This is a genomic window from Microbacterium sp. 22215 (assembly GCF_052045655.1).
GTDB classification, from domain to species: domain Bacteria; phylum Actinomycetota; class Actinomycetes; order Actinomycetales; family Microbacteriaceae; genus Microbacterium; species Microbacterium phyllosphaerae.
This window is the reverse complement of the sequence record NZ_JBQEPC010000003.1, coordinates 355,011-378,343: the sequence shown is the minus strand read 5'-3', so window position 1 is coordinate 378,343 and position 23,333 is coordinate 355,011. Positions and strand designations below refer to the sequence as shown.

28 protein-coding genes are annotated in these 23,333 nt (G+C 67.7%); 17 read left to right on the top strand and 11 right to left on the bottom strand.

What is annotated here, in order from left to right; genetic code table 11:
- The first annotated feature begins 11 nt into the window (after window positions 1–11).
- Both ACTJKH_RS07790 and ACTJKH_RS07785 read left to right on the top strand, forming a co-directional pair.
- A complete protein-coding gene (locus ACTJKH_RS07790) occupies window positions 12–3,482 on the top strand; it encodes a TM0106 family RecB-like putative nuclease (protein ID WP_440736424.1) in 3,471 nt (1,156 codons plus the stop codon).
- Window positions 3,483–3,512: 30 nt separating this feature from the next.
- Window positions 3,513–4,280 carry a hypothetical protein gene (locus ACTJKH_RS07785; RefSeq protein ID WP_440736423.1) on the top strand — a complete coding sequence of 256 codons (768 nt, stop codon included), beginning with the start codon at window positions 3,513–3,515 and terminating at the stop codon, window positions 4,278–4,280.
- 43 nt (window positions 4,281–4,323) lie between these two features.
- On the opposite strand, the gene upp is transcribed toward ACTJKH_RS07785, so the two are convergent.
- On the bottom strand, window positions 4,324–4,956 hold the full coding sequence (gene upp / locus ACTJKH_RS07780) for a uracil phosphoribosyltransferase (RefSeq protein ID WP_056515754.1): 633 nt from the start codon (window positions 4,954–4,956) through the stop codon (window positions 4,324–4,326).
- A 93-nt stretch (window positions 4,957–5,049) separates the two neighbouring features.
- Here upp and tadA point away from each other — a divergent pair, with 93 nt between their 5' ends.
- Complete coding sequence (tadA, locus tag ACTJKH_RS07775; protein WP_440736422.1) at window positions 5,050–5,505, top strand: tRNA adenosine(34) deaminase TadA; 456 nt, start codon at window positions 5,050–5,052, stop codon at window positions 5,503–5,505.
- A gap of 16 nt (window positions 5,506–5,521) precedes the next feature.
- Here the strand turns inward: tadA and ACTJKH_RS07770 are convergent, their stop codons facing one another.
- Entirely contained in the window at window positions 5,522–6,493 is a 972-nt protein-coding gene (locus tag ACTJKH_RS07770; protein ID WP_210097103.1) for a cation diffusion facilitator family transporter, read from the bottom strand.
- Window positions 6,494–6,553: 60 nt separating this feature from the next.
- Here ACTJKH_RS07770 and proC point away from each other — a divergent pair, with 60 nt between their 5' ends.
- Both proC and ACTJKH_RS07760 read left to right on the top strand, forming a co-directional pair.
- Window positions 6,554–7,393, top strand: coding sequence for a pyrroline-5-carboxylate reductase (gene proC / locus ACTJKH_RS07765; RefSeq protein WP_440736421.1), 840 nt, complete (start codon window positions 6,554–6,556; stop codon window positions 7,391–7,393).
- 1 nt (window position 7,394) lies between these two features.
- Window positions 7,395–7,682 (top strand): DUF1905 domain-containing protein, encoded by a 288-nt coding sequence (locus ACTJKH_RS07760; protein WP_259160325.1) that lies wholly within the window; start codon window positions 7,395–7,397, stop codon window positions 7,680–7,682.
- Window positions 7,683–7,700: 18 nt separating this feature from the next.
- Here ACTJKH_RS07760 and ACTJKH_RS07755 read toward each other — a convergent pair whose 3' ends face one another.
- Together ACTJKH_RS07755 and ACTJKH_RS07750 are read right to left on the bottom strand one after the other, a co-directional pair.
- Window positions 7,701–8,372 carry a potassium channel family protein gene (locus ACTJKH_RS07755; RefSeq protein ID WP_047520565.1) on the bottom strand — a complete coding sequence of 224 codons (672 nt, stop codon included), beginning with the start codon at window positions 8,370–8,372 and terminating at the stop codon, window positions 7,701–7,703.
- The gene (locus ACTJKH_RS07750) at window positions 8,365–9,795 is read right to left on the bottom strand and encodes a TrkH family potassium uptake protein (RefSeq protein WP_259160324.1); all 1,431 of its coding nucleotides are present in this window, start codon (window positions 9,793–9,795) and stop codon (window positions 8,365–8,367) included. The genes ACTJKH_RS07755 and ACTJKH_RS07750 overlap by 8 nt, the downstream gene beginning before the upstream one ends.
- 103 nt (window positions 9,796–9,898) lie before the next feature.
- On the opposite strand from ACTJKH_RS07750, the gene ACTJKH_RS07745 reads away from it, so the two are divergent.
- The 9 genes from ACTJKH_RS07745 to ACTJKH_RS07705 all read left to right on the top strand — a co-directional run bounded on the left by ACTJKH_RS07745 (window position 9,899) and on the right by ACTJKH_RS07705 (window position 14,535).
- The gene (locus ACTJKH_RS07745) at window positions 9,899–10,315 is read left to right on the top strand and encodes an ArsR/SmtB family transcription factor (RefSeq protein WP_210097107.1); all 417 of its coding nucleotides are present in this window, start codon (window positions 9,899–9,901) and stop codon (window positions 10,313–10,315) included.
- Between the two features lie 267 nt (window positions 10,316–10,582).
- A complete protein-coding gene (locus tag ACTJKH_RS07740; RefSeq protein WP_042538977.1) occupies window positions 10,583–10,774 on the top strand; it encodes a helix-turn-helix domain-containing protein in 192 nt (63 codons plus the stop codon).
- Window positions 10,775–10,920: 146 nt separating this feature from the next.
- A complete protein-coding gene (locus tag ACTJKH_RS07735) occupies window positions 10,921–11,019 on the top strand; it encodes a 30S ribosomal protein bS22 (RefSeq protein ID WP_003792170.1) in 99 nt (32 codons plus the stop codon).
- An 81-nt stretch (window positions 11,020–11,100) separates the two neighbouring features.
- A complete protein-coding gene (locus ACTJKH_RS07730; RefSeq protein WP_440736420.1) occupies window positions 11,101–11,403 on the top strand; it encodes a rhodanese-like domain-containing protein in 303 nt (100 codons plus the stop codon).
- On the top strand, window positions 11,400–11,690 hold the full coding sequence (locus ACTJKH_RS07725; protein ID WP_440736419.1) for a glutaredoxin family protein: 291 nt from the start codon (window positions 11,400–11,402) through the stop codon (window positions 11,688–11,690). Before ACTJKH_RS07730 ends, ACTJKH_RS07725 begins: the two co-directional genes overlap by 4 nt.
- Window positions 11,687–11,986, top strand: coding sequence for a Dabb family protein (locus tag ACTJKH_RS07720; RefSeq protein WP_440736418.1), 300 nt, complete (start codon window positions 11,687–11,689; stop codon window positions 11,984–11,986). The genes ACTJKH_RS07725 and ACTJKH_RS07720 overlap by 4 nt, the downstream gene beginning before the upstream one ends.
- Before the next feature lie 149 nt (window positions 11,987–12,135).
- Window positions 12,136–12,951 carry a basic amino acid ABC transporter substrate-binding protein gene (locus tag ACTJKH_RS07715; protein WP_259160316.1) on the top strand — a complete coding sequence of 272 codons (816 nt, stop codon included), beginning with the start codon at window positions 12,136–12,138 and terminating at the stop codon, window positions 12,949–12,951.
- Between the two features lie 34 nt (window positions 12,952–12,985).
- Complete coding sequence (locus ACTJKH_RS07710; protein ID WP_259160315.1) at window positions 12,986–13,783, top strand: amino acid ABC transporter permease; 798 nt, start codon at window positions 12,986–12,988, stop codon at window positions 13,781–13,783.
- Window positions 13,780–14,535: an amino acid ABC transporter ATP-binding protein gene (locus ACTJKH_RS07705; protein ID WP_259160314.1), complete on the top strand. Its 756-nt coding sequence runs from the start codon at window positions 13,780–13,782 to the stop codon at window positions 14,533–14,535. The genes ACTJKH_RS07710 and ACTJKH_RS07705 overlap by 4 nt, the downstream gene beginning before the upstream one ends.
- 81 nt (window positions 14,536–14,616) lie before the next feature.
- Here the strand turns inward: ACTJKH_RS07705 and ACTJKH_RS07700 are convergent, their stop codons facing one another.
- The 6 genes from ACTJKH_RS07700 to ACTJKH_RS07675 all read right to left on the bottom strand — a co-directional run bounded on the left by ACTJKH_RS07700 (window position 14,617) and on the right by ACTJKH_RS07675 (window position 19,453).
- Window positions 14,617–14,793, bottom strand: a complete 177-nt coding sequence (locus tag ACTJKH_RS07700; RefSeq protein WP_259160313.1) for a YegP family protein — start codon at window positions 14,791–14,793, stop codon at window positions 14,617–14,619.
- A gap of 86 nt (window positions 14,794–14,879) precedes the next feature.
- Window positions 14,880–15,959 carry an ABC transporter ATP-binding protein gene (locus ACTJKH_RS07695; protein WP_210097113.1) on the bottom strand — a complete coding sequence of 360 codons (1,080 nt, stop codon included), beginning with the start codon at window positions 15,957–15,959 and terminating at the stop codon, window positions 14,880–14,882.
- Window positions 15,956–16,750, bottom strand: coding sequence for an ABC transporter permease (locus tag ACTJKH_RS07690; RefSeq protein WP_210097114.1), 795 nt, complete (start codon window positions 16,748–16,750; stop codon window positions 15,956–15,958). Before ACTJKH_RS07690 ends, ACTJKH_RS07695 begins: the two co-directional genes overlap by 4 nt.
- Window positions 16,747–17,631: an ABC transporter permease gene (locus tag ACTJKH_RS07685; protein ID WP_440736417.1), complete on the bottom strand. Its 885-nt coding sequence runs from the start codon at window positions 17,629–17,631 to the stop codon at window positions 16,747–16,749. The genes ACTJKH_RS07690 and ACTJKH_RS07685 overlap by 4 nt, the downstream gene beginning before the upstream one ends.
- Window positions 17,632–17,655: 24 nt before the next feature.
- Window positions 17,656–18,804: an ABC transporter substrate-binding protein gene (locus ACTJKH_RS07680; RefSeq protein WP_440736416.1), complete on the bottom strand. Its 1,149-nt coding sequence runs from the start codon at window positions 18,802–18,804 to the stop codon at window positions 17,656–17,658.
- Window positions 18,805–18,937: 133 nt separating this feature from the next.
- Entirely contained in the window at window positions 18,938–19,453 is a 516-nt protein-coding gene (locus ACTJKH_RS07675) for a GNAT family N-acetyltransferase (RefSeq protein ID WP_440736415.1), read from the bottom strand.
- 25 nt (window positions 19,454–19,478) lie between these two features.
- Between ACTJKH_RS07675 and ACTJKH_RS07670 the strand changes: the two genes are divergently transcribed.
- On the top strand, window positions 19,479–20,306 hold the full coding sequence (locus tag ACTJKH_RS07670) for a sulfite exporter TauE/SafE family protein (RefSeq protein WP_440736414.1): 828 nt from the start codon (window positions 19,479–19,481) through the stop codon (window positions 20,304–20,306).
- Between the two features lie 76 nt (window positions 20,307–20,382).
- On the opposite strand, the gene aspS is transcribed toward ACTJKH_RS07670, so the two are convergent.
- Window positions 20,383–22,164, bottom strand: coding sequence for an aspartate--tRNA ligase (aspS, locus tag ACTJKH_RS07665; protein ID WP_440736413.1), 1,782 nt, complete (start codon window positions 22,162–22,164; stop codon window positions 20,383–20,385).
- 130 nt (window positions 22,165–22,294) lie between these two features.
- Between aspS and ACTJKH_RS07660 the strand changes: the two genes are divergently transcribed.
- Window positions 22,295–22,669 carry a DUF5684 domain-containing protein gene (locus tag ACTJKH_RS07660; protein WP_440736412.1) on the top strand — a complete coding sequence of 125 codons (375 nt, stop codon included), beginning with the start codon at window positions 22,295–22,297 and terminating at the stop codon, window positions 22,667–22,669.
- Between the two features lies 1 nt (window position 22,670).
- Window positions 22,671–23,300: a histidine phosphatase family protein gene (locus ACTJKH_RS07655; RefSeq protein WP_259160306.1), complete on the top strand. Its 630-nt coding sequence runs from the start codon at window positions 22,671–22,673 to the stop codon at window positions 23,298–23,300.
- The last annotated feature ends 33 nt before the right edge of the window (window positions 23,301–23,333 follow it).

The following is a 23,333-nucleotide window of genomic DNA, read 5'->3' as shown; positions in this document are numbered from 1 at the left end:
ACGGGAGCATCGTGCGGATCGACACCCAGGCGCAGCGCGTCATCTGGAGCGCCAGCGACCTCAAGGCCGCCGCCGAATGCGAGTTCGCCTGGTGCCGCGCGATCGACGCCAAGCTCGGCCGGGTGCCGGCCGTCTACGAGCCTGAAGACGCGACTCTCGCGCGCGCCGCGCTGCTCGGAGACGTCCACGAGCAGAACGTCCTCGCGCGGTACATCGACGACCTGGGCGACGATCGGGTGCACCGCATCGAGAAGGTGTCGTCCGTCGATGCCGAGGCCCTCGCGTCCGCTGTCGACGAGACGGTGCGCGCACTGGAGTCCGACGCGGTGGTCGTGTTCCAGGCGGCATTCGCGACACCCGAGTTCGTCGGGTTCGCCGACTTCCTGAAGCGAGACGACGACGGGCGCTGGCGGGTGCAGGACTCCAAGCTCGCGCGCAAGGCTCGGGTCACGGCTCTCATGCAGCTCGCGGCATACGTCGATCAGCTCGACCGACTGGCGATCCCTCGCTCCGACGAGGTCGACCTCATCCTCGGCGACGGCTCGATCAGCACGCATGCCGTCAACGACCTGCTTCCCCTCTTCCAGGTCAGGAGGGCACGGCTGCGCGCACTCATCGCCGACCGCAGGATCGATGACCCGTCGCCCGATGCCGCCCTCGCGTGGGGTGACGATCGCGGTGACCTCGAGATCGTGGCGTGCGGTCGCTGCGCCACCTGTGAGGAGCAGGTGATCGCCCACCGTGATCTGCTCATGGTCGCGCGCATGCGGCCCGTGCAGCGCGCTCGGCTGCGCGCGGCCGGCATCGAGACGATCGACGCGCTGGCCGCCGCAGCGTTTGCGCCGGAGGGCATGAACGTCGACACCTTCGAGACGCTGCGCGCGCAGGCGCAGCTGCAGCTGAGGGCGGATGCCGAGGGCGCCACGACCTACGACGTGCACTACGCGGCGGCGATCCATACGCTGCCGGTTCCGAGTCACGGCGACATCTTCTTCGACTTCGAGGGCGACCCGCTCTACACCGAGCCCGCGCCGGACGGCGCCGCGCATTGGGGGATCGACTACCTGTTCGGATGGGTCGACAACGCCGACCAGTACACCGCGCTCTGGGCGCACGACTTCGCCGCCGAGCGCGAGGCGTTCGAGCGGTTCCTCGACTTCGTCGCGGTGCGGCGCGCCGCTCATCCGGGCATGCACATCTACCACTACGCGCCCTACGAGACCTCGCATCTGGTCGCGATGGCCGCTCGGCACGGAGTGCGCGAGGGGGAGATCGATCGGCTGCTGCGCGAGGGCGTGTTCGTCGACCTGTATCCGCTGGTGCTGCGCACCGTGCGGGTGGGGTCGAGGTCGTACTCGATCAAGAAGCTCGAGCCGCTCTACATGGGCGACGATGTGCGCACGAGCGATGTGCAGAAGGGCGATGACTCGATCGTCCAGTACGTCGCCGCGAAGGAACTGGCCGCAGCGGGGGAGCAGGCCGAGGCTGATGCGGTGTTCGCCGACCTCGCCGACTACAACCGGTACGACTGCGTGTCGACGAGGCGCTTGCGCAACTGGCTGATCGAGATCGCGAAGAAGGAGGGGGTGAACCCCGCGCCGCCCGATCAGGCCGACGAGGTGATCTACGAGCCGTCGCCGCGGTCGGTCGCGCTGCTCGCCGATGCCGAGCGTGCCGTCGATGCAGGCGGAGACGGGCAGGTGCATCGCATCGCGGCCGCGGCGATCGACTACTTCCCTCGCGAGGCGAAGAGCTTCTGGGTGTCGCACTTCCAGCGGCTGCGTGAGCCCGTGACGATGTGGGACGCCACGCGTGACGTGGTCCGGATCGACAGCACCACGTCGACCGTTCGGCGCGAGTGGAGCGTCGCGGAGGGGCGTCGTGTGATGTCACGCGACATCGAGGTGCGCGGTGAGGTGTCGCCGGGCACCACGCTCGGTGCCGGTTCTCAGCCGTTCGCGCTCTATGCGGTGCCCGCCCCGTTCGACACCGAGGTTCCCTCGCGTGCCGTGCACGTGCCGCACACGGTGACGGTCGCCGACGTGCTCGACGACGGCTACCTGATCACCGAGACGGCGATTCAGGGGCAGACCTGGGACGAGCTGCCGCTCGCCCTGACACCCGCCGCACCTCCGCGCGTCGTCTCGCTGCAGGGCGCGATCGACGAGTGGGCCGACACCGTTCACGCCGCAGCACCCGGCTTCCCGCATGACGCCGCGACCGACATCCTGCGTCGTATCCCGCCGAGCACGATATCGGGCGATGCGCTTCCGGCGAACGACGACGACACGATCGACGCGATCGTGCGCGGCATCCTCGACCTCGATCGCAGCTATCTCGCGGTGCAGGGCCCTCCGGGCACGGGCAAGACCTACACGGGCTCCCAGGTGATCGCACGCCTCGTCAACGACCACGGCTTCACCGTCGGTGTGGTGGCGCAATCGCACGCGATCATCGAGAACCTGCTCGAGCGGGTGGTCGCAGACGGCGTGCCGGCGGCGCAGGTGGCGAAAGCGCCGAAGGACCCCTCGATCGACCCGTCGTACACGGTGATACCCAAGAACGGCATGGCGTCCTTCCTCGGCGAGCATGCCGAGCACGGCGCGGTCGTCGGAGGAACCGCCTGGGACTTCAGCAACACGTCGCGCGTCGACCGCGCCGGCCTCGACCTGCTCGTGATCGACGAGGCCGGGCAGTTCTCCCTCGCCTCGACCATCGCCGTCGCGGCCGGTGCGAAGCGCCTGCTGCTGCTCGGCGACCCGCAGCAGCTTCCGCAGGTGAGCCAGGGTGCGCACCCCGAACCCGTCGACACCTCGGCCCTGGGGTGGGTCATGGACGGCGATGCGGTCGTCAAGCCTGATCACGGCTACTTCCTGGCGCGTTCGTGGCGCATGCACCCGTTCGTCGCGGCACCGGTGTCGACACTCGCCTACGCCGGCCAGCTGGCGTCAGCGCCGGGAACCGAGCTGAGGTCGCTCGAGGGAATCGACCCGGGATTGCATGTCGTCCCCCTGCGTCATCGCGGCAACGCCACGCAGTCTCCCGAGGAGGCGGCGGAGGTCGTGTCGCTGGTGCGAGACCTCGTCGGCCGACCCTTCACCGACAACGACGCGGATGCCACGACACGGCCGCTCGCTCAGAGCGACATCATCGTCGTCGCGCCCTACAACGCGCAGCGTCAGTTGGTTCTCGACGCACTCGCGGCAGCAGGGTTCCCGGATGTGCCGGTCGGCACCGTCGACAACTTCCAGGGCAAGGAGGCGGTGGTCTCGATCACCTCGCTCGCCGCGTCCAGCGGCCGAGACGCCCCGCGCGGCCCCGAGTTCCTGCTGCTTCAGAACCGGCTGAACGTCGCGATCTCGAGAGCGCAGGTCGCGGCCTACCTGATCCACTCGCCGGCGCTCCTCGACGACCTGCCTCGCACCCCTGAGGGCGTGGCGCGTCTCAGCGCCTTCGCCCGACTGGTCGGCGCCGCAGGCTGAACCGGGCGCCGCGTGACGGAAAGGAAGACGGTGCACACGACGGACGAGATCCTCCGTGGCTCGGCCGCGTGGGTGTGGTTCCCTCGCGACAGCGAGCACGAGAAGGCCGATCTGCAGCTGGTGCGTTACCCCGAACGATTCGGTGGGGGCGTGCGAGGATCGCAGGTCGACTCCGACGCCGATGCGGTCGCCGTCGTGGAGCGAGCCGTCGAACGCACACGTTCGTGGGGAGAATCCGAGCTGCGGTTCTGGACCAACGCCTCGGACACACCCGACCTCGAAGACGCTCTTCGTCGTCGCGGAGCCGAGCACGTCGACACGGTGGCGGTGTTCGCGCGCTCGATCGACGCTCTCTCGGTGGAGATCCCCGACGCCGTGACGGCAGAGGTCGTGCGCACGCTCGATCAGGTGCGTGAGGTCGACGCGATCAACGTCCCCGTGTGGCAGCAGCAGCCACTCGACGACGAAGGGCTGAGGACGGAGCTCGACGAGGTGACCTCGACGCTCCACGCCGGAACACAGGCCCGTGTGCTCGCTCGCCTCGACGGTCGGGCGGTGAGCACCGGAGGGTGCACGGTCGTCGACGGATTCTCTCGACTCTGGGGCGCCGCCACCCTCGAAAACGCCCGTGGTCGAGGCGCCTATCGCGCCGTCCTCGCCGAGCGCCTTCGCGTGAGCGCGTCATTCGGGGCGACCACCGCGCTGGTCAAAGGACGCACAGCGACGTCTGCGCCGATCCTCGCTCGGGCCGGCTTCACGCATTACGGAGACGAACGCGCCTACCTGCTGAAGGTGTGAGCGTGGCTGGGGGACTCCGGTCGCGAACGACGGTGCAAGACCGTCAGACCGTGCCGTACAGGCGGTCTCCGGCGTCGCCGAGACCCGGGACGATGTAGCCCTTCTCGTTCAGGCGCTCGTCGAGAGCACCGAGCACGAGTGTGACATCGCGGTCGCCGACGAGCGCCTCGATCGCGGCGACACCCTCGGGCGTGCCCAGCAGGCAGATCGCCGTGACGTCCTTGGCTCCTCGGTCGAAGAGGAACTGGATCGCAGCGGCGAGCGAGCCGCCGGTCGCGAGCATCGGGTCGATCGCGAAGCACTGGCGGTCGCTCAGGTCATCGGGAAGGCGCTCGGCGTACGTCGTCGGCTCGAAGGTCGTCTCGTCTCGGACCATCCCGAGGAACCCGACCTCTGCGGTCGGCAGCAGCTTCACGAGGCCCTCGAGCATGCCGAGTCCCGCGCGCAGGATGGGCACCACGATCGGTCGAGGCTCGGAGATCTTCACACCCATCGTCGTGGTCACCGGTGTGGTGATCTCGATGGGGCTGACCTTCACGTTGCGGGTCGCCTCGTACGCGAGGAGGGTCACGAGCTCCTCGGTCAGCTGACGGAAGACGGGCGACGGTGTGCGGTGGTCGCGCAGGACCGAGAGCTTGTGAGTGACGAGAGGGTGGTCGGCGACGTGGACACGCATGGATACAGGCTAATGCGCCGGACGCCCTCGCACGACATCGGATCCGCGGGAGGCCCCCGTGGCGACGCGGCCGCGCTGTCGTAGGCTCGACCCATGACCGCTGCCGACCGCACCGCGATGGCGCGCGCACTCGAGCTCGCGGCAGATGCCGCGGCGGCATCCGAGATCCCCGTCGGTGCGGTCGTGCTCGACGCGGATGGACGCATCGTCGCCGAGGGGCGCAACAACCGCGAGGCGACGCACGACCCGACAGGTCACGCCGAGGTCGAGGCGCTGCGAGCAGCAGCGGCATCCGTCGGTTCGTGGAATCTCGACGGCCACACTCTGGTCGTGACTCTCGAGCCCTGCCTCATGTGCGCGGGGGCGATCCTGCAAGCGCGCATCGGTCGAGTCGTGTTCGGGGCATGGGACGACAAAGCAGGTGCTGCGGGATCCATGTACGACGTGCTTCGCGACAGGCGACTGCCGTATCGGGCCGAGGTCATCGGTGGCGTCGAGGCGGATGCCGCCACGGCGCTGCTGCGGGACTTCTTCGAACAGCGCCGGTGAGCAGGCGGGACGAGCGTCAGTCCGAGGACTTGAGCACGAAGACGTCGGTCGAGGGCTCCGGGTCGAGTGACGGTCGGTACACGTCCGGCTCGATGTAGATGACCCGCGCGATCGGCAGCGCCTCACGGATCCGTGCCTCGATCGCGTCGATGTCCACCGCCGCCTCACGCAGGGGCTTGTCGGCGTTCAGAGCGATTTTCGCCGCGACCATCAGCTCATCGGGTCCGAGGTAGAGGGTCTTCATGTGGATGATCTTCTCGATCTCGTCGCCGGCGTTGATCGCGTCGACGATGCGGTCGTGATCGGCCGAGGTCGCTCCCTCGCCCACGAGGAGGCTCTTGGTCTCGACCCCGAGCACGATCGCGATGACCACGAGCAGGATGCCGATCATCAGCGTGCCGAGTGCATCGAAGACCGGGTTTCCGGTGATCACGGTCAGGCCCACGCCGAGCAGTGCGAACGTGAGTCCGGTGAGGGCCCCGACGTCCTCGAGCAGCACGACCGGCAGCTCGGGCGCCTTCGCGCGCCGGACGAACGACACCCAGGACTGGTCCTTGTCGCGGACCAGGTTGCTCTCCTTCACCGCGGTACGCAGCGAGAACGACTCCAGGCCGATCGCGACCACCAGCACGACGATCGGGAGCCACCACCACGTCTTGTCGAGCTCGTGGGGGTGGGTGAGCTTGTCGATCGCCTCGTAGATCGCGAACAGGCCGCCGACCGAGAACAGGATGATCGAGACCACGAACGCGTAGACATAGCGCTCGCGTCCGTAGCCGAACGGGTGAGCTCGATCGGCCTCTCGCTTCGCCTTCCGCCCGCCCAGCATGAGCAGCAGCTGGTTTCCGGAGTCGGCGACCGAGTGGATCGCCTCGGCGAGCATGGATGCCGACCCCGAGAGCGCCCATGCGAGGAACTTCGCCAGCGCGATGCCCAGGTTCGCCAGGAATGCCGCGATGATCGCCTTGCTGCCGCCCGATGCACTCATGCGACGAGTCTAGATCGACTACCCCGCTGACGCCGGGTACGCCCGCCGTAGGATGACGACATGGCTGTCTCTCTCCCCGCTCTCGCGTTCCTCGGTGCCGGTTCGATGGGCGGTGCGATCCTCCGAGGGGTGGTCGCATCCGGCATCCGCGTCGACGGAGGCATCACGGCGACGAACCGCACCCCCGAGAAGGCCGCGGCGTTCGCGGACCTCGACGGCGTGACGAGCATCGCCCTCTCGGAGGCCACCGACGGCAACGCCGATGCGGTCTCGAAGGCTCGCATCGTGCTCGTCGGGGTGAAGCCGGCGATGGTGCCGGACCTGCTCCGCGAGATCGCCCCGCACCTCGCCGACGATGCGATCGTCGTGAGCCTCGCGGCCGGCGTCACCCTCCAGACCTTCGCCGACAACCTCGGCGCCGACGTCCGGGTCATCCGATCGATGCCGAACACGCCGTCGACGGTGGGCAAGGGAGTCACCGGTCTCGCGGCCGGTGCGGCGGCATCCGCTGAAGATCTCGCACTGGTGCACTCTCTGTTCGAGACGGTCGGAGCGGTCGTCGAGGTGCCGGAGTCGCAGATCGACGCGCTCTCGACCATCTCGGGTTCGGGCCCCGCCTACGTCTACCTGCTGATCGAGGAGCTCACCAAGGCCGCCGTCGGGATGGGCTTCAGCGAGACCGACGCCCGGACGATGGTCGAGCAGACCTTCATCGGAGCCACCGCACTTCTCGACGCATCGGGGGAGGAGCCCTCAGAGCTCCGTCGCCGTGTCACGAGCCCGAAGGGCACCACGGAGCGGGCCGTCGCGGTTCTGCAGGAGGCGCACCTCGAGCGCACGTTCGCGGATGCTGCGGCCGCGGCGCTCGCTCGGGCGAAGGAACTGGCGGCCGGAGCCTGACATGCAGCTGCGGTTCTCGGGAGAGATCTGGTTCTGGCGCGGTCCCGCGCCGTTCCACTTCGTCACCGTGCCGCCCGCCGAGAGCGAGATGATCGGCGACGTCGCGAGCGTCGTCACCTACGGGTGGGGCATGATCCCCGCGTCCGTGACGATCGGGACCACGACGCTGACGACCGCGCTCTGGCCGAAGGACGGCGGGTACATCGTGCCGATCAAGAAGGCCCTGCAGGACCGCGAGGGCGTCACGATCGACGACGTCGTCGAGATCACCCTCGACATCGACGCCTGACGCGCGAGCGGATGCCGCTCAGCGGTCGAGGGCGGCGAAACGCTCGATGTCGCTGTTGGTGCCCGACACGATGATCAGGTCGTGGTTGGTGACGATCGTGTTCGCCTCGGCGTAGCGGAACGGCTTGCCGGGGCTCTTCACGCCGACGACCGTGACCTTGTACTTGCTGCGCACGCCCGACTCGTTCAGGCCGACGCCGCGGATGAACTTCGGCGGGTACATCTTGGCCAGCACGAAGTCGTCGTCGAAGCGGATGAAGTCGAGCATCCGACCCGAGACGAGGTGCGCGACGCGCTCGCCGGCCTCGCGTTCGGGGTAGATCACGTGGTTCGCACCCACACGGGCGAGGATCTTGCCGTGCGACTGCGAGACGGCCTTCGCCCAGATCTGCGGGACCTTGAGGTCGACGAGGTTCGCAGTGATCAGCACCGATGCCTCGATCGAGGAGCCGACGGCGACGACGGCCACCTGGAAGTCCTGCGCGCCGATCTGGCGCAGCGCGTCGATGTTCTTGGCGTCGGCCTGCACGGTGTGCGTGACACGATCCGACCACTTCTGCACGAGCTCGAGGTTGTCGTCGATCGCGAGCACCTCGCGGTCGAGGCGGTCGAGTTCGCCTGCACAGGCGGCGCCGAACCGGCCGAGACCGATGACGAGGACGGGCGCGTCGCCCCGGAGGACTTCAACCAACGATCGGCCTTTCCACGGGCAGTGAGTAGTACTGCGTTCGCGATGTCGCGGCGACGGCCGCGGCGAGAGTCACTGTACCAACGCGCCCCATGAAGATGGTGGTCGCGAGCACGTACGAGGCGGAGTCGGGGAGCTCTGCGGTGAGGCCTGTCGAGAGTCCGACGGTGCCGAAGGCCGAGATCACGTCGAAGAGCACGTGACTGATGTCGGCCTTGGTGATCTGGGAGATGATGATGGTCGACAGCGCGACGATGGTCGCGCCCCACGCCACGACGCTGAGGGCGACGCGCTGCACGTCGCTCGGGATGCGGCGGCCGAACGCCTCGACCGACTGGCGCCCCTTCGCCTCCGACCACACGGCGATGGCGAGCACGGCGAGCGTCGTGACCTTGATTCCACCGGCGGTGGATGCCGAGCCGCCGCCGACGAACATCAGCATGCTGGCGGCGAGCAGCGACGATCCGTTGAGGTCGTCCATCTCGATGACGTTGAAGCCGCCGGATCGTGTCATCGCCGAGAGGAAGAAGGCCTGGAACGTGGTGTCCGCGGCATCCATCGATCCGAACGTCTTCGGGTTGGCGTACTCGAGGATCAGGAAGACGGCGGCTCCGAGTACGAACAGGAGAACGGTGGTGACGAGCGTGAGCTTGGTGTGCAGCGACCACTTCTTCACGTGCCAGACGTGCTTGGCGAGGGTGTAGATCACCGGGAAGCCGATGCTGCCGAGGAACACTCCGACCATCAGCAGCGACAGGACGAGGTAGTCGTCGGCGAACACGGCCACGCCGCCGGCATTGGGAGCGAAACCCGTGTTCGTGAAGGCCATCGCGGCGAAGTACGGCGCCTCCCACAGGGCGGCGATGGGCTCGACCCCGGCCATCACGAGGGCGGGGTAGAGGAGGATCGCGAGGGCGCCCTCGATGATGAGGGCCGAGACGGCCACCGTCGTGAGGAGCTGGCCGACCTCGCCGAGGCGCACGGTCTGGCTCTCGTTGACCACGCCGCCGTGGGCCCGCATCGGGTTCGTGTCGCCGGCGGCCATGAGCTTCGCTCGAAGACCCAGTCGCTTGGAGATCAGCATGCCCATGAGCGATGCGAGGGTGAGCACGCCGAGGGCGCCGATGTTTACGCCGACGAAGATCAGCACGTGACCGAACGGCGACCAGTGCGTGGCCATGTCGACGGTGGAGAGGCCCGTGACACAGATCGTGGACACCGCGGTGAACAGCGCATCGGCGAGGGGAGTGACCGTGCGGTCGGCGGAGGCGATCGGCAGCGACAGCAGCACGGTGAAGACGAGGATGAGGAGCGCGAAGATGACGATCGCGAACCGTGAGGGCGATGACGTGATGATGTGCTTGCCCCAGGAGGCGGCGTTCTGGAGCCGCTGTCGAGGAGACGACGCCGAAACGATGCCCGACATCGCGTCCCCCTTCGTTCTCCTGCCGCGCGATCCGCGGACGCACGACGCCGATCGCCGAGCCTTCGTCATGGTACTCCGTGCCGGGGACGACTACCCTGATCACATGACGGACATCTTCGACGTGATCGCAGACGGTACGAGGCGAGACATCCTCCAGCTCCTCCTGCGTCGCACCACCGAAGGGGATGCCGGCACCAGCGTCAGCCACATCGTCGCCGACCTGGGCATCAGCCAGCCCACCGTCTCGAAGCACCTGAAGGTGCTGCGCGAGGCAGAGCTCGTCAGCGTGCGTGAGGATGGCCAGCGCCGTTTCTACAGTCTCGCCGTGGAGCCTCTCGAGGTCGTGGACGATTGGCTCGTGCCGTTCCTGATGGACGCGTACGGCGACGACGCGCCCGACATCGACTACCCCGGGCAGCCGCTGCCCGACGGCGCTGCGCACGCCGCAGAGGTCGTGGGTCGCGCCGCGGCATCCGCGAAGCACGTCGTGGCGAACGCTCTCAAGCGCCTCGGGGGCTGACTCCGAACCCGGACACACGTCGCCCCTGACGATCGGGGGGCTCTCGTCAGGGGCGAAGCCGCGGGCCCCAGCCCGCGTCGACTCGGATGGTGCCATCGTGAGTCGTGGGTTCACCTTCTCAGAGCATTCTGAGCGGATGCGGCATACATCCTATGTCTCCGCTGGGACTCCCGTCGCGGATGCTCACTGATCACACAGGCCACATGGGTTTACACGCGTCCCAGGTTCCCCATAGAGTGTGCTCAAATCCAGAAAGGGGTACGTGGGATGCCCGAGGTTCCTGATGTCCGGTTCCTGACGGTGGCTGAGGTCGCCGAACTCATGCGCGTGTCCAAGATGACCGTGTATCGGATGGTGCACGCTGGGGAGTTGCCCGCCATCCGCTTCGGTCGCAGTTTCCGGGTGCCGGAGTCCGCGGTCGCCGACGCACTGCAGCGTCCCATCGCCGACGTGGGTTAGCTCTGCGATGTGCGTGCCTCGCACTTCACCGGTACGGTGACAGAGAGGCTCGTTCAGTTTGCTAGACTGATCCGAGGCATTTTTCCGTGCCCGTACCCGGGTGTCCGTCACCGACGACACCCAGCCACTGACTTAGTGAGGTTTCCGTGGGTTCTGTCATCAAGAAGCGCCGCAAGCGCATGGCGAAGAAGAAGCACCGCAAGCTGCTTCGTAAGACTCGCCACCAGCGTCGCAACAAGAAGTAAGCGACCAGACACGAGCGCCTGTCTCCGGACGGGCGCTTTGTGTCTCTACCCCCGGATTCCCCCTCGTCGCAGGAGCACGCCATGAAGTCGATCACCGTCACCGAGCTCGCCGAGCGCGCGAACACCCCGCTCATCGATGTGCGCGAGGTGAGTGAGTTCGAAGCGGGCCACGTGCCCGGAGCCGTCAACATCCCGATGTCCGAGATCGGCAACCGTCTGGAAGAGCTTCCGGCCGAGTCGTTCGACGTGATCTGCCAGGCCGGCGGCCGCTCGGCCCGCGTCGTCGAGGCGCTGGAGTCGCGTGGGTACGACGCGACGAACGTCGAGGGCGGCACCGGAGAGTGGATCGCCCAGGGGCGCGCTGTCGAGGTGCCGTCGGCGTGACCACGCTGACCCTCATCGGCAAGCCCGACTGCCATCTGTGCGACGTGGCATCCGAGATCATCGACGCGGTCGTCGCCGAGATGCCGGATGCCGCGGCAGAGCGCATCGAGATCGTCGAGGCGTCGATCCAGGACGACCCCGCTCTGTATGAGCTGTGGTGGGAGAAGATCCCCGTCGTGCTGATCGACGGAGACCTGCACGCGCACTGGCGTCTGTCGGCCGACCGCCTGCGCGAAGCGCTCGACGCGGCCGTGCTCGACGATGCACGGAAGAAGGAACAAGGATGATCCGTCACGTCGTCACCTGGAAGCTCGCCGCAGAAGATGCCGACGAGCGCGCCGAGCAGGCCGCCGAGGTCGCCCGTCGGCTGAACGCGCTCGACGGCGTCGTGCCGCAGTTGCGATCGATCTCTGCCGGTGCGAACGTCGCCTATCCCGATGCCAACTGGGACGTCACCCTCGTCGCGGACGTCGACTCCATCGCCGCGCTGGAGGAGTACCAGGTGCACCCCGCACATGAAGAGGTCGTCGGATACGTGCGTTCCGTGGTCGCCTCACGGGTGGCCGTCGACTTCGAGGTCTGACCTGTAACACGGCCGTCATATTCGGTCACACTTGCAACACAAATGTGATCCGCGGAGGGCCGCCCACGGCCTGTTCGGCCGGTGGACGCATGTTTAGATGTTCTCCTACCCGTCCGTGGGGATCACACCCTCGTCCTTCAGGAGCTGACATGCAGCGTCGCAACATCATCGCCGGGATCGCGCTCGCCGCGACCGCCACCCTCGCTCTCGCGGGCTGTGCAGGCGGAGCAGGAAGCGGCGGATCCGGTGAGCCGGCGGCCGGCGACGAGTACGACCTCGTCGAGGCGGGCACCCTGACGGTCTGCTCCGACATCCCTTACGCTCCGTTCGAGTTCGAGGGCGGCGACAACGGCACGGGCTACACCGGCTTCGACATCGATCTGCTCGACGCGATCGCGAAGGAGCTCGACCTCAAGCTCTCCGTGCAGGACGTCGGCTTCGACGCGCTGCAGTCTGGGACCACGCTCGCCGCAGGCACCTGCGACGTGGGCGCATCCGCGATGACGATCACCGACGAGCGCAAGGCGAACATCGACTTCTCCGACCCGTACTACGAGTCGCTGCAGTCGCTCCTCGTGCGCACGGACTCGGGCATCAAGTCGATCGACGACCTGTCGGGCAAGAACGTCGGCGTGCAGCAGGGCACCACGGGTGAGGCCTACGCGACCGAGAACGCCAAGGGCGCCGAGCTCGTGCAGTACCCGTCCGACGGCGAACTGTGGCCCGCGATGCAGGCCGGTCAGATCGATGCGATCCTGCAGGACCAGCCGGTGAACCTCGAGCATGAGAAGGCCGACAGCGCCTACAAGATCGTCGAGGAGTACGAGACCGGCGAGTCCTACGGCTTCGCATTCGCGAAGGGTGAGAAGGACACGCTGCGCGAGGCGATCGACGGCGCGCTGCAGGATCTGCGCGACAGCGGCGACTACCAGACCATCTACGACAACTACTTCACCGCGAAGTAATCGGCGAGCGACGTAGAGCAGGGAGACCTTGACAATGGCGTTGAGGCGCACCACGAAGAGCAAGATCTATCGGTACACCGTCTATGCGGTGCTGATCGCCATCGTCGTCTGGGCGGCGGTCAGCACCGACTGGGCGAAGATCGGTCCGCTGTTCTTCAACCCCGAGATCGCGGCGAAGATGTTCCCCGGGATCATCACGACCGCACTCGTCAACACGCTGTGGTTCACTGCGGTCGCATTCCTGGCAGGTCTGCTGCTGGGAGTCGTGCTCGCGCTGCTCAAGCTGTCGAGCATCGGACCGTTCCGATGGATCGCCACGGCCTGGATCGAGCTGTTCCGCGGACTTCCCGCGATCCTCACGATCTTCGGTGTGGCGTTCATCCTCCCGATCGCGCTGGGCATCTCGGGGCGCGACCTCGGCGGCCCGGTCGTGCTCGGGCTCATCGGTCTCATCCTGGTGGCGTCGGCCTACATGGCCGAGACGATCAGGGCAGGCATCCAGGCGGTTCCCAAGGGGCAGACGGAGGCGGCTCGTTCGCTCGGCATGTCTCCGATGAAGACCACGTTCTGGATCATCGTGCCGCAGGGGTTCCGCATCATCATCCCGCCGCTCACGAACGAGTTCGTGCTGCTGCTGAAGGACACCTCGCTGCTGTTCGTCGCCGGAACGTTCATCTGGTCGAAGGAGCTCACCAACTTCGCCCGTGACGCCGCGACGCAGAACACGAACGCGACGCCGCTGATCATGGCGGCGATCCTGTACCTGATCGTGACGATCCCCCTCACGCGCTTCAGCGCGTACCTGGAACGACGGATGGCGAAGCAGCGATGATCACGGATCTGATTGATGTCCACGCTCCTGCGATCGATCTGCAGGGGCTCGTGAAGAGCTTCGGTGACAACGAGGTGCTCAAGGGCATCGACCTCACCGTCACCGCCGGCGAGGTCGTCTGCATCATCGGACCCTCGGGATCGGGCAAGTCGACGCTGCTGCGTTCGGTGAACCTGCTCGAGGAGCCGACGGGCGGCAAGGTGCTCATCGAGGGCATCGACATCACCGACCCCGACGTCGACATCGACCGGGTGCGCACGCGCATCGGCATGGTGTTCCAGAGCTTCAACCTCTTCCCGCACCTCGACGTGATGGGCAACCTCATGATCGCGCAGCAGCGCGTGAAGAAGCGCTCCAAGGCCGAGGCCGAGCGGATCGCGAAGGAGATGCTGGGTCGTGTCGGGCTCGCCGAGAAGGCGGATGCCTTCCCGGGCCACCTGTCCGGCGGCCAGCAGCAGCGCGTCGCGATCGCGCGCGCACTCTGCATGAACCCCGACATGATGCTGTTCGACGAGCCCACCTCGGCGCTCGACCCCGAACTCGTCGGCGAGGTGCTGCAGGTCATGCGCTCGCTCGCGGACGAGGGCATGACCATGCTCGTCGTCACGCACGAGATGGGCTTCGCCCGCGAGGTCGGGTCGCGTCTGATCTTCATGGACGGCGGTCACATCGTCGAAGAGGGCGATCCGCGCGAGGTGCTCGCCAATCCGCAGCATCCGCGTACCCAGGACTTCCTGGCCCGCGTACTCTGATCGCCTGATCTCTTCATACGCAGACCCCCTCCCGCTGAATCAGCAGGAGGGGGTCTCTGTGTGGAGTGTCGGGTGGGGGCGTCAGGCCTCGACGACCTCGGCATCGGCGGCGTTGCGGCGCACCGATTCGATGCCGTTCAGCGCGGCGGCCTTCGAGGAGTAGCCCTCGCTGATCGCGATGACCTCGCCATTGCCGGACTTGAGGCGGAACCGGTACTCGCCGGACTTGTCGGTGTACAGCTCGAACTTGCCTGCCATGAGGCGTCCTTTCTCTCAGGAGACGAGGGAGCGACGCCCTCGGGTTCACGGTATCCCGGAGTACTGGCTCAGGGAAAGAGGGCCGTTCAGCCCCGAGGGTGCACCGCCACGGGTTCGGGCGCGACGGCGATCCGTACCCGGTCGCCGAACGCCGGATGGATGCCGGGTGCGTGCTGCAGACGCACGAGCTCGCCCGACTCGGTGCGCACGAGCGTGCGGCGCATGCTGCCCAGGAACGTGCTCTCCTGCACGAGTGCGTCGGTCGCGGCATCCGCCTCGGAGGCGAAGTGCACGTTCTCGGGGCGAAGGTAGACGTCGACGGGACCGTCAGCCGGAGACTGCAGAGGCAGGCGCTGCCCCCAGACGACGACGTGGTCGCCCTCGGCGACGCCCGACACCACGCTCGACAGGCCGACGAACGCGGCGACCCCTGCGGTCGACGGCGTCGTGTAGAGCTGCTCGGGCGTGCCGATCTGCTCGATCCGCCCGGAGTTCATCACCGCGATCCGGTCGGAGACGGCCAGCGCCTCCTCCTGGTCGTGCGTCACGAACACGGTGGTGATGCCGAGTCGCAGCTGGATGCGGCGGATCTCGTCCCGCAGCTGCACGCGCACCTTCGCGTCGAGTGCCGACAGCGGCTCGTCGAGCAGCAGCACCTTCGGCTCGGTGACCAAGGCGCGGGCGAGTGCCACACGCTGCTGTTGTCCGCCCGACAGCTGATGCGGGAAGCGGTCGGCGAAGTCGGCGAGACCCACGAGCGCGAGAGCGTCGAGTGCCCGCTTCGCCGCCTCAGCCTTGCCCACGCCGCGGCGACGCAGACCGAAAGCGGTGTTCTCCGCGACGCGCAGATGAGGGAACAGCGAGTACGACTGGAAGACCATCCCGATGTCGCGCTTGTTCGTCGGGACCCGCGAGACGTCGCCGCCGTCGAGGAGCACGGCGCCGCTGTCGAGGCCTTCGAGCCCTGCCAACACCCGAAGCAGCGTGGTCTTGCCGCATCCGGACGGGCCGAGCAGCGAGACGAACTCACCGGGCGCGATGTCGAGGTCGACACCGTGCAGCACCGTGGTGCCGGAGTAGCTCTTCACGATGTCCTGGAGCTGCACGCGCGTGCCCTCACCGGCCTCGGCGAGCAGCATGTTGTCGGCGGTCTGGGGGAGGGTCATGAGCGGGCCTTTCCGGTGCCGCGGGCGACGCGGCCGATGACGAGAAGCAGTAGGAACACGAACAGCAGCGCCAGCAGGGTGAAGATCGCGGGCGCGTACGGGTCCTGCTTCTGGACGACGACCATGGCGGTCTGGAATACCTGGCGGTTCAGGAGCGAGGCGATCGTGAACTCGCCGAGCACGACCGCGATCGAGATCAGTGAGGCCGCGAGCAGGCCCTGGCGCAGGTTCGGGGCGAGCACCTTGAGCACCACGGTCGGCCAGCTCGCCCCGAGCGAGCGTGCGGCCTCAGCGAGGGTGCGCAGGTCGGCGGCGTCGATCGACGCCTGGATCGACCGATATGCGAACGGGAGCACGGTGATGCCGTAGGCGAAGGCCAGAGTCCACGTGCCGGTGCCGAGGGAGCGACCGATCTGCAGGTAGATCGGTGCGAGGCCGACGACCAGCACGATGGCCGGGATCGAGATCGGCAGCAGCACCGCGAACTCGAAGAGCGGCTTGAGCTTCGCGAAGCGCAGGTTCACCAGGATCATGGTCGGGGCGAGCAGCAGGAGCACGATGGCGACGGTGACCACGGCGAGGATGAGCGAGTTGCCGAGACCCATCCAGATCGGCTTGATCGCTGCCGACTTCGCCGGATCGAACAGCGCGACCCAGCGCTCGAAGCCGAGGGTCCCGTCGGTCTGGCGCAGCGTGTACAGGAAGGTCGAGATCAGCGGGATCGCGAAGAATGCGCCGACCAGGATGCCGATGACCCAGCGGGTGACGGGGGAGGGGGCGAGGCGGTTCACGACTGCCACCTGGCTGCCCGGCGCTGGACGAGTGAGTACAGGGCCATGACGACTCCGACGATCACGATCATGCCGAGCGCGAGGGCACCGGCGAGATTCTCACGGCCGAGCACGGTCTCGCTCGTGAGCGCGGCGCGGATCTGCAGAGGCACGATCTGCGCACCCTGGCTGGCGAGGGCTGCGGCGGTCGCGTATGACGAGAACGCGTTCGCGAACAGCAGCAGCAGGCTCGCGAGGAACGAGGGGGCGAGCACCGGGATGCCGATGCGCAGCCAGAAGCTCGAGCGCGTGCCGCCGAGTGTGAGGTTCGCCTCGGCCCACTGGGGCTTGAGCGCGGCGAGGGCGGGCATGAAGGTGATGACCATCAGCGGGATCTGGAAGTAGATGTACGGAAGGATCAGACCGGGGAGCTCGTAGAGCCAGGTGCCGTTCGCGAAGATGTCGATGCCGAAGGTGTCCTGGAGGAACAGCTTGAGCACGCCTTGGATGCCGATCGTGGCGATGAAGGCGAATGCGAGCATGACGCCGCCGAACTGGGCGAGCACGCCGGCCGCGGCATCCACCGTCGAGCGCACAGCGCCGTCGGGATTCATGCCGAGCAGTGCGTAGCAGACGAGAGCGCCGACGATCGCGCCGATCACGGCGGTCAGCAGGGACACTCCGGCGGAGTTCGCGAAGGTGTTGAGGACGACGGGATCCCCGAGAGCGGAGACATTCGACCAGGTGAACGTCCCGTCCTTCGTGAAGAAGCCGGAGCCGATCGCGAGCACGGTCGGCACCGCGAGGAAGAGCAGCACATACGCGGCGAACGGCACGAGGCCGAGCCACGCGACGGACGGCGCGGAGCGCTGCGGGGGAGACGGGGGCGGATGCCGACGCATCCGCCCCCGCTGCGGTGGCAATGGTCACTGGACCGCCGCTGCCCACTTCTCGCCGAGAAGCGTGCCGGCGTTCGTCGACTGCTCCTCGGTCGGGACGACCGTCTCGCTCGGGACCTCGGGAAGGGCCGCTGCGAGGTCGGCGTCGATCGTGCCGGCCTCGGTCATGGCCTCCATGCGAGCCGGGCGGGCACCGCCCTTGAGCCACAGGTTCTGCACCTCGTCGCTGTACAGGAACTCCTGCCACAGGCGTGCGGCGGCCGGGTTCGGGGCATCCTTGTTGATCGCCTGGTTGTAGTAGCCGGCGTAGCCGGTGCCGTCGAGGACGACGACCTTCCAGTCCTTGTTGCCGTCGTCGCCCTGGGCGTGAGCGGCGTTCAGGTAGTCCCAGTCGAAGACGACGGGGGTCTCGCCGCTCGCGACGGTCGCCGTGGTGACGTCGACCTTGAGCAGGTTGCCCGCCTTCTGCAAGTCGGAGAAGAAGTCGATGCCCGGCTGGAAGTCGTCGAGGGACCCGTCGGACTGCACCGTGGCGAGACCGACGGCGGCGAAGGCCGCACCGGCCTGCGTCGGGTCGCCGTTGATGGCGACGGCGCCCTTGTAGGCGGCGTCCTTCAGGTCGTCGAGCGACTCGGGGGCGTCGAACTTCGAGGAGTCGTAGCCGATCGACATGTATCCGCCGTAGTCGCCGACGAAGAGCCCGGTCTTCTCCTTGAGCGCGTCGGGGATCTCGTCCCACGTCTGCACCTGGTACGGCGCGAACACGTCGGTGTTCTGCAGCGCGACGGTCAGGCCGAGGTCGAACACGTCGGGTGCCGTGTCGAGGCCCTCGTTGGTCTTCGCGGCCTGGATCTCCTCCGCGCTCGAGACGTCGGGGGAGGCCTCGTTGATCGTGATCTCGGGGTACTTCTCGGCGAACAGGTCGAGGATCTCGCCGTAGTTCGCCCAGTCGCGCGGAAGCGCGATGACGTTGAGCTGGCCTTCGGCCTTGGCGGCCTCCTCGAGATCGGCGAACGTGCCGAAGTCCTCGACCGAGGTCGCAGCGGCGGCGTCGACAGAGTCGCCGCCGGATGCCGGCGCCTCAGAACCGGTGGCGCAGGCGGTGAGGCCGAGCGCGGCGGTGGTGAACAGGGCGATGCCCGCGCCGATGCGCGCGCGGCGGTGGAAGTTCGTCATCAGGGTCCTCTCGGTGCCCGGCGCTGTGAGCCGGATTCGGGTTGCGAGAGGACACTATGAGCCGCGGGTTGCCGATGATCCCGGCGCGGGTGAACGCGAGATGTCCGGGGTGTGGCGGGTCGGCGCAGGGCACTCAGCCGTGCGGCAGGGTGTATTTGAAACCGACGTGCGAGCCGACGTATCCGAGACGTTCGTAGAACCGGTGGGCGTCGGTGCGGGCGGCATCCGAGGTGAGTTGCACCATCGCGGCGCCCAGCGCCGGCGCGGCGTGGTCGGAGACCCAGCGCATCACGGTCGACCCGATGCCTGAGGAGCGCAGGTCGCTGCGGACCCGCACGGCCTCGACGAGAAGTCGCTTCGCGCCCCGTCGGGCCATCCCGGGGATCGAGGTGAGCTGCAGGGTGCCGACGACGACTCCGTCGAGCTCGACCACGAGCAGATCGTTCGACGGCTCGGCGAGGATCTCGTCGAGCGCGGATGCATACGCAGGGCGGTCCTCGGCGGAGGCGACGTCACCCCGCGCGGCGCTGATGGGGTCATCCGACAACAGGCCGATGATGGCATCCGCATCTGCGGCCACCGCTCTGCGCAAGGACGCGGCGCCCGCTCGGGAGTCGATGGAGGAGGGCAGCGGGAGAGCGTCGAGCATGCCTTCAGTCTGACATCCTGGACGGATGGACATCGGCAGTGTGCTCGGGCTCGAGCAGCTCACCTGGGGCACGCTGATCCTCGTGGTCGTCGCGGCGTTCGCGGCGGGCTGGATCGATGCCGTCGTCGGCGGCGGAGGGCTGCTGCAGCTTCCGGCCCTGCTGCTGATCCCCGGCATCTCGCCGATCCAGGCGCTCGCGACGAACAAGCTCGCTTCCGTCTTCGGCACCGCCACGAGCAGCGTCACCTACTATCGACGCGCGAAACCCGACATCCGCACCGCTCTGCCGATGGCCGCGATCGCGCTCGTCGGATCGTTCGGCGGAGCCGCCGTCGCCACCGTGCTGCCCGCTGCCGCGTTCAAGCCGATCATCGTGGTCGCTCTGCTCGCCGTCGCGCTCTTCACCGCCTTCCGACCGCAGATGGGTGCCGCGACGCGGCTGCGCTTCAGCGGTCACAAGCATCACGTCATGGCGGGGCTGTCCGGTCTCGTGATCGGCTTTTACGACGGGCTGATCGGGCCGGGCACCGGCACTTTCCTGGTGATCTCGCTCGTCGCGCTGCTGGGCTACGACTTCCTGCAGGCGAGCGCGAAGGCGAAGATCGTGAACCTCGCCACGAACACCGGCGCTCTGCTGCTCTTCATCCCGCACGGTGCCGTGCTGTGGCTGCTCGGCGGCATCCTCGCGGTCGCGAACGTCGCGGGCAGCTATCTCGGATCGCGCATGGCGATCTCGCGGGGCACGACCTTCATCCGCGTCGTGTTCCTCATCGTCGTGGTCGCGCTGATCGCGAAGCTCGGCGTCGACGTGTGGAACGAGAACATCGCGCCGGCGCTCGCCGCCCTCCGCTGAGCATCCGTCCCGCGATCGCGCCTCCGACGCGAAGGCCCCCTCCTGCGGAGCAGGAGAGGGCCTCGTCGTGCGAGGGTCAGGCCTCGTCGTCTTCGGGCTCGAAGTCCACCCCGGCCTCGGCGCGCTGCTCCGCGGTGATGGGAGCAGGGGCCGCGGTCAGCGGGTCGAAGCCGTTGCCCGACTTCGGGAACGCGATGACGTCGCGGATCGACTCGGTCTTGGAGAGGTGCTGGAGCACGCGGTCCATGCCGAGCGCGATCCCACCGTGGGGCGGGGCGCCGAACTTGAACGCGTCGAGCAGGAAGCCGAACTGCTCCTGCGCGACCTCGTCGCTGATGCCCATGACCTCGAACACGCGCTTCTGCACGTCTTCGCGGTGGATGCGGATCGATCCGCCGCCGAGCTCCGAGCCGTTGCACACGATGTCGTACGCGTAGGCCAGGGCCGAACCGGGGTCGGTGTCGAACGTGTCCTGGAACTCCGGCTTCGGGCCGGTGAACGCGTGGTGCACGGCGGTCCAAGCGCCGGCGCCCACAGCGACGTCACCGGATGCGACGGCATCCGCCGCAGGCTCGAACATCGGTGCGTCGACGACCCACGTGAACGCGAACTCGTCGGGGTTCAGGTAACCCAGGCGGCGACCGATCTCGACGCGAGCAGCACCGAGGAGCGCACGGCTCTCCTTCGTCGACCCTGCGGCGAAGAACACGCAGTCACCCGCGGCCGCGCCGACGAACTCTGCGAGACCGGCCTGCTCAGCCTCGGACAGGTTCTTGGCGGCGGGGCCGCCGAGCGATCCGTCCTCGTTGAAGAGCACATACGCGAGGCCGCGGGCGCCGCGCTGCTTGGCCCAGTCCTGCCACGCGTCGAGCTGCTTGCGGGGCTGGCTCGCGCCACCGGGCATGACGACGGCACCGACGTACTCGGCCTGGAACACGCGGAACGGGGTGTCCGCGAAGTACTCGGTCGCCTCGACGAGCTCGAGTCCGAACCGCAGGTCGGGCTTGTCGGAGCCGTACTTGGCCATGGCGTCGGCGTAGGTCAGGCGCGGCAGCGGGGTCTGCACCTCGACGCCGATGGTCTTCCACATCGCCTGGATGAGCGACTCCATCAGCGTGATGACGTCTTCCTGGTCGACGAAGCTCATCTCGATGTCGAGCTGCGTGAACTCCGGCTGACGGTCGGCGCGGAAGTCCTCATCGCGATAGCAGCGCGCGATCTGGTAGTACTTCTCGACGCCGCCGACCATGAGCAGCTGCTTGAACAGCTGCGGCGACTGCGGCAGCGCGTACCAGCTACCGGGGTGCAGGCGAGCGGGCACGACGAAGTCGCGGGCGCCCTCGGGCGTGGAGCGCGTGAGGGTCGGCGTCTCGACCTCGGTGAAGTCCTCGCCGTGCAGCACGTCGCGGACGGCCTTGTAGACGTTCGACCGCAGACGCAGAGCGGATGCCGCGGCGGGGCGACGCAGGTCGAGGTAGCGGTACTTGAGGCGTGCCTCTTCACCGACCGTCTCGGTGTCGGCGACAGCTGTCGACACCTGGAACGGCAGGGGAGCGGACTCGTTCAGCACCTCGACGTCGGTCGCGATGAGCTCGATGTCGCCGGTGGGCAGGTTCGGGTTCGCGTTGCCCTCGGGGCGACGGGACACCTCGCCCGTGACCTTGAGGACGAACTCGTTGCGCAGCGGGTGCGCGACCTCTTCATCGCGGATGACGACCTGGGCGATGCCCGACGCATCCCGAAGATCGATGAACGCGACTCCTCCGTGATCACGACGGCGATCGACCCAACCCGAGAGGGTGACGGTCTGACCGATATGCTCGGCTCGCAGTGAGCCTGCCGAGTGGGTGCGAAGCACGGAGGATTCCTCCTGATCTGGGAAATGGTGAACCCGCCCATTCTACGTGGGCAGGTGCCGCCTCCTCCGCCCGCGGCATATCGCTCAGTAGGATCGCCACGACAGCCGCTCGACCAGCGAAAGGGTCACCATGGACTCCAACGGCATCTCGGATCTGTACGCCTCGATCTTCTCGGGCACGACGGGCCTCATCGCCCTCGTCTTCTACGTGCTCGTCGTCATCGGACTGTGGAAGGTGTTCACGAAGGCGGGGTACCCGGGCATCCTCGCGATCATCCCCATCGTGAACGTGGTGTTCCTCGTGAAGATCGCCGGCATGTCCGGCTGGCTCGCGCTGCTCTACCTCATCCCGATCGTCGGTTTCATCTTCGGGATCGTCGTCGCGATCAAGCTCGGCGAGCGTTTCGGCAAGGGCGGACTCTTCTCGTTCTTCCTCCTGTTCGTCTTCCCCTACATCGGGTATCTGATCATCGGCTTCGGCAGCTCCCGCTACCGTCAGATCTGACGTGGCGGCGTCTCGACTGCACCTCGTCCGTCACGGCGAGGTCCACAACCCGAAGCGCGTCCTCTACGGTCGTCTGCCGGACTATCACCTGAGCAGGGCCGGTCGGAAGATGGCGCAGGCGGCCGCCGATCACGTGGCCTCTCTCGACAGGCCGGTGGCCGCGCTGTACTCCTCTCCGTTGGAGCGCGCGCAGGAGTCGGCGGAGCCTTTCGCATCCGGCTTCGATCTGGTGCCCGAGATCGACATCCGCATCATCGAGCCGACGAACGTGTTCGAGGGCACGCAGATGCGGCGCTCGCTGATGAACCCGCTCAACTGGTGGCATCTGCGGCAGCCGGCTCTTCCCAGCTGGGGCGAGCCGTACACCTCGATCGCCGAGCGGATGCTGGGGGCCATGGGCGAGGCCTGGAAGGCGGCGGACGGCGGCGATGTCGTCATGGTGTCGCACCAGGCGCCGATCTGGATCACCCATCTTCGCGTCGCGGGTCTGCCTCTCCGACACGATCCGCGCACGCGGCGCTGCGCTCTCTCGAGTGTCACGTCGTTCGAGCTCGTCGGCGATGTGTGGCGCGAGGTCGCGTACGCGGAGCCGGCGGCGACCGGCGGCGCGATCGACGTGGGAGCGGTCTGACCGCCTCCGCGTTCGCCTCCGCCTTTCGAATCG

Bases quoted from the DNA above. Each gene is read 5' to 3' on its own strand.
- proC (WP_440736421.1), top strand. From the start codon at position 6,554: ATGGCTGTCTCTCTCCCCGCTCTCGCGTTCCTCGGTGCCGGTTCGATG.
- ACTJKH_RS07760 (WP_259160325.1), top strand. From the start codon at position 7,395: ATGCAGCTGCGGTTCTCGGGAGAGATCTGGTTCTGGCGCGGTCCCGCG.
- ACTJKH_RS07740 (WP_042538977.1), top strand. From the start codon at position 10,583: ATGCCCGAGGTTCCTGATGTCCGGTTCCTGACGGTGGCTGAGGTCGCC.
- ACTJKH_RS07750 (WP_259160324.1), bottom strand. From the start codon at position 9,795: ATGTCGGGCATCGTTTCGGCGTCGTCTCCTCGACAGCGGCTCCAGAAC.
- ACTJKH_RS07705 (WP_259160314.1), top strand. From the start codon at position 13,780: ATGATCACGGATCTGATTGATGTCCACGCTCCTGCGATCGATCTGCAG.
- ACTJKH_RS07685 (WP_440736417.1), bottom strand. From the start codon at position 17,631: ATGCGTCGGCATCCGCCCCCGTCTCCCCCGCAGCGCTCCGCGCCGTCC.
- ACTJKH_RS07695 (WP_210097113.1), bottom strand. From the start codon at position 15,959: ATGACCCTCCCCCAGACCGCCGACAACATGCTGCTCGCCGAGGCCGGT.
- ACTJKH_RS07680 (WP_440736416.1), bottom strand. From the start codon at position 18,804: ATGACGAACTTCCACCGCCGCGCGCGCATCGGCGCGGGCATCGCCCTG.
- ACTJKH_RS07730 (WP_440736420.1), top strand. From the start codon at position 11,101: ATGAAGTCGATCACCGTCACCGAGCTCGCCGAGCGCGCGAACACCCCG.
- ACTJKH_RS07715 (WP_259160316.1), top strand. From the start codon at position 12,136: ATGCAGCGTCGCAACATCATCGCCGGGATCGCGCTCGCCGCGACCGCC.
- ACTJKH_RS07675 (WP_440736415.1), bottom strand. From the start codon at position 19,453: ATGCTCGACGCTCTCCCGCTGCCCTCCTCCATCGACTCCCGAGCGGGC.
- ACTJKH_RS07720 (WP_440736418.1), top strand. From the start codon at position 11,687: ATGATCCGTCACGTCGTCACCTGGAAGCTCGCCGCAGAAGATGCCGAC.
- tadA (WP_440736422.1), top strand. From the start codon at position 5,050: ATGACCGCTGCCGACCGCACCGCGATGGCGCGCGCACTCGAGCTCGCG.
- ACTJKH_RS07745 (WP_210097107.1), top strand. From the start codon at position 9,899: ATGACGGACATCTTCGACGTGATCGCAGACGGTACGAGGCGAGACATC.
- upp (WP_056515754.1), bottom strand. From the start codon at position 4,956: ATGCGTGTCCACGTCGCCGACCACCCTCTCGTCACTCACAAGCTCTCG.
- ACTJKH_RS07710 (WP_259160315.1), top strand. From the start codon at position 12,986: ATGGCGTTGAGGCGCACCACGAAGAGCAAGATCTATCGGTACACCGTC.
- ACTJKH_RS07670 (WP_440736414.1), top strand. From the start codon at position 19,479: ATGGACATCGGCAGTGTGCTCGGGCTCGAGCAGCTCACCTGGGGCACG.
- ACTJKH_RS07660 (WP_440736412.1), top strand. From the start codon at position 22,295: ATGGACTCCAACGGCATCTCGGATCTGTACGCCTCGATCTTCTCGGGC.
- ACTJKH_RS07700 (WP_259160313.1), bottom strand. From the start codon at position 14,793: ATGGCAGGCAAGTTCGAGCTGTACACCGACAAGTCCGGCGAGTACCGG.
- ACTJKH_RS07770 (WP_210097103.1), bottom strand. From the start codon at position 6,493: ATGAGTGCATCGGGCGGCAGCAAGGCGATCATCGCGGCATTCCTGGCG.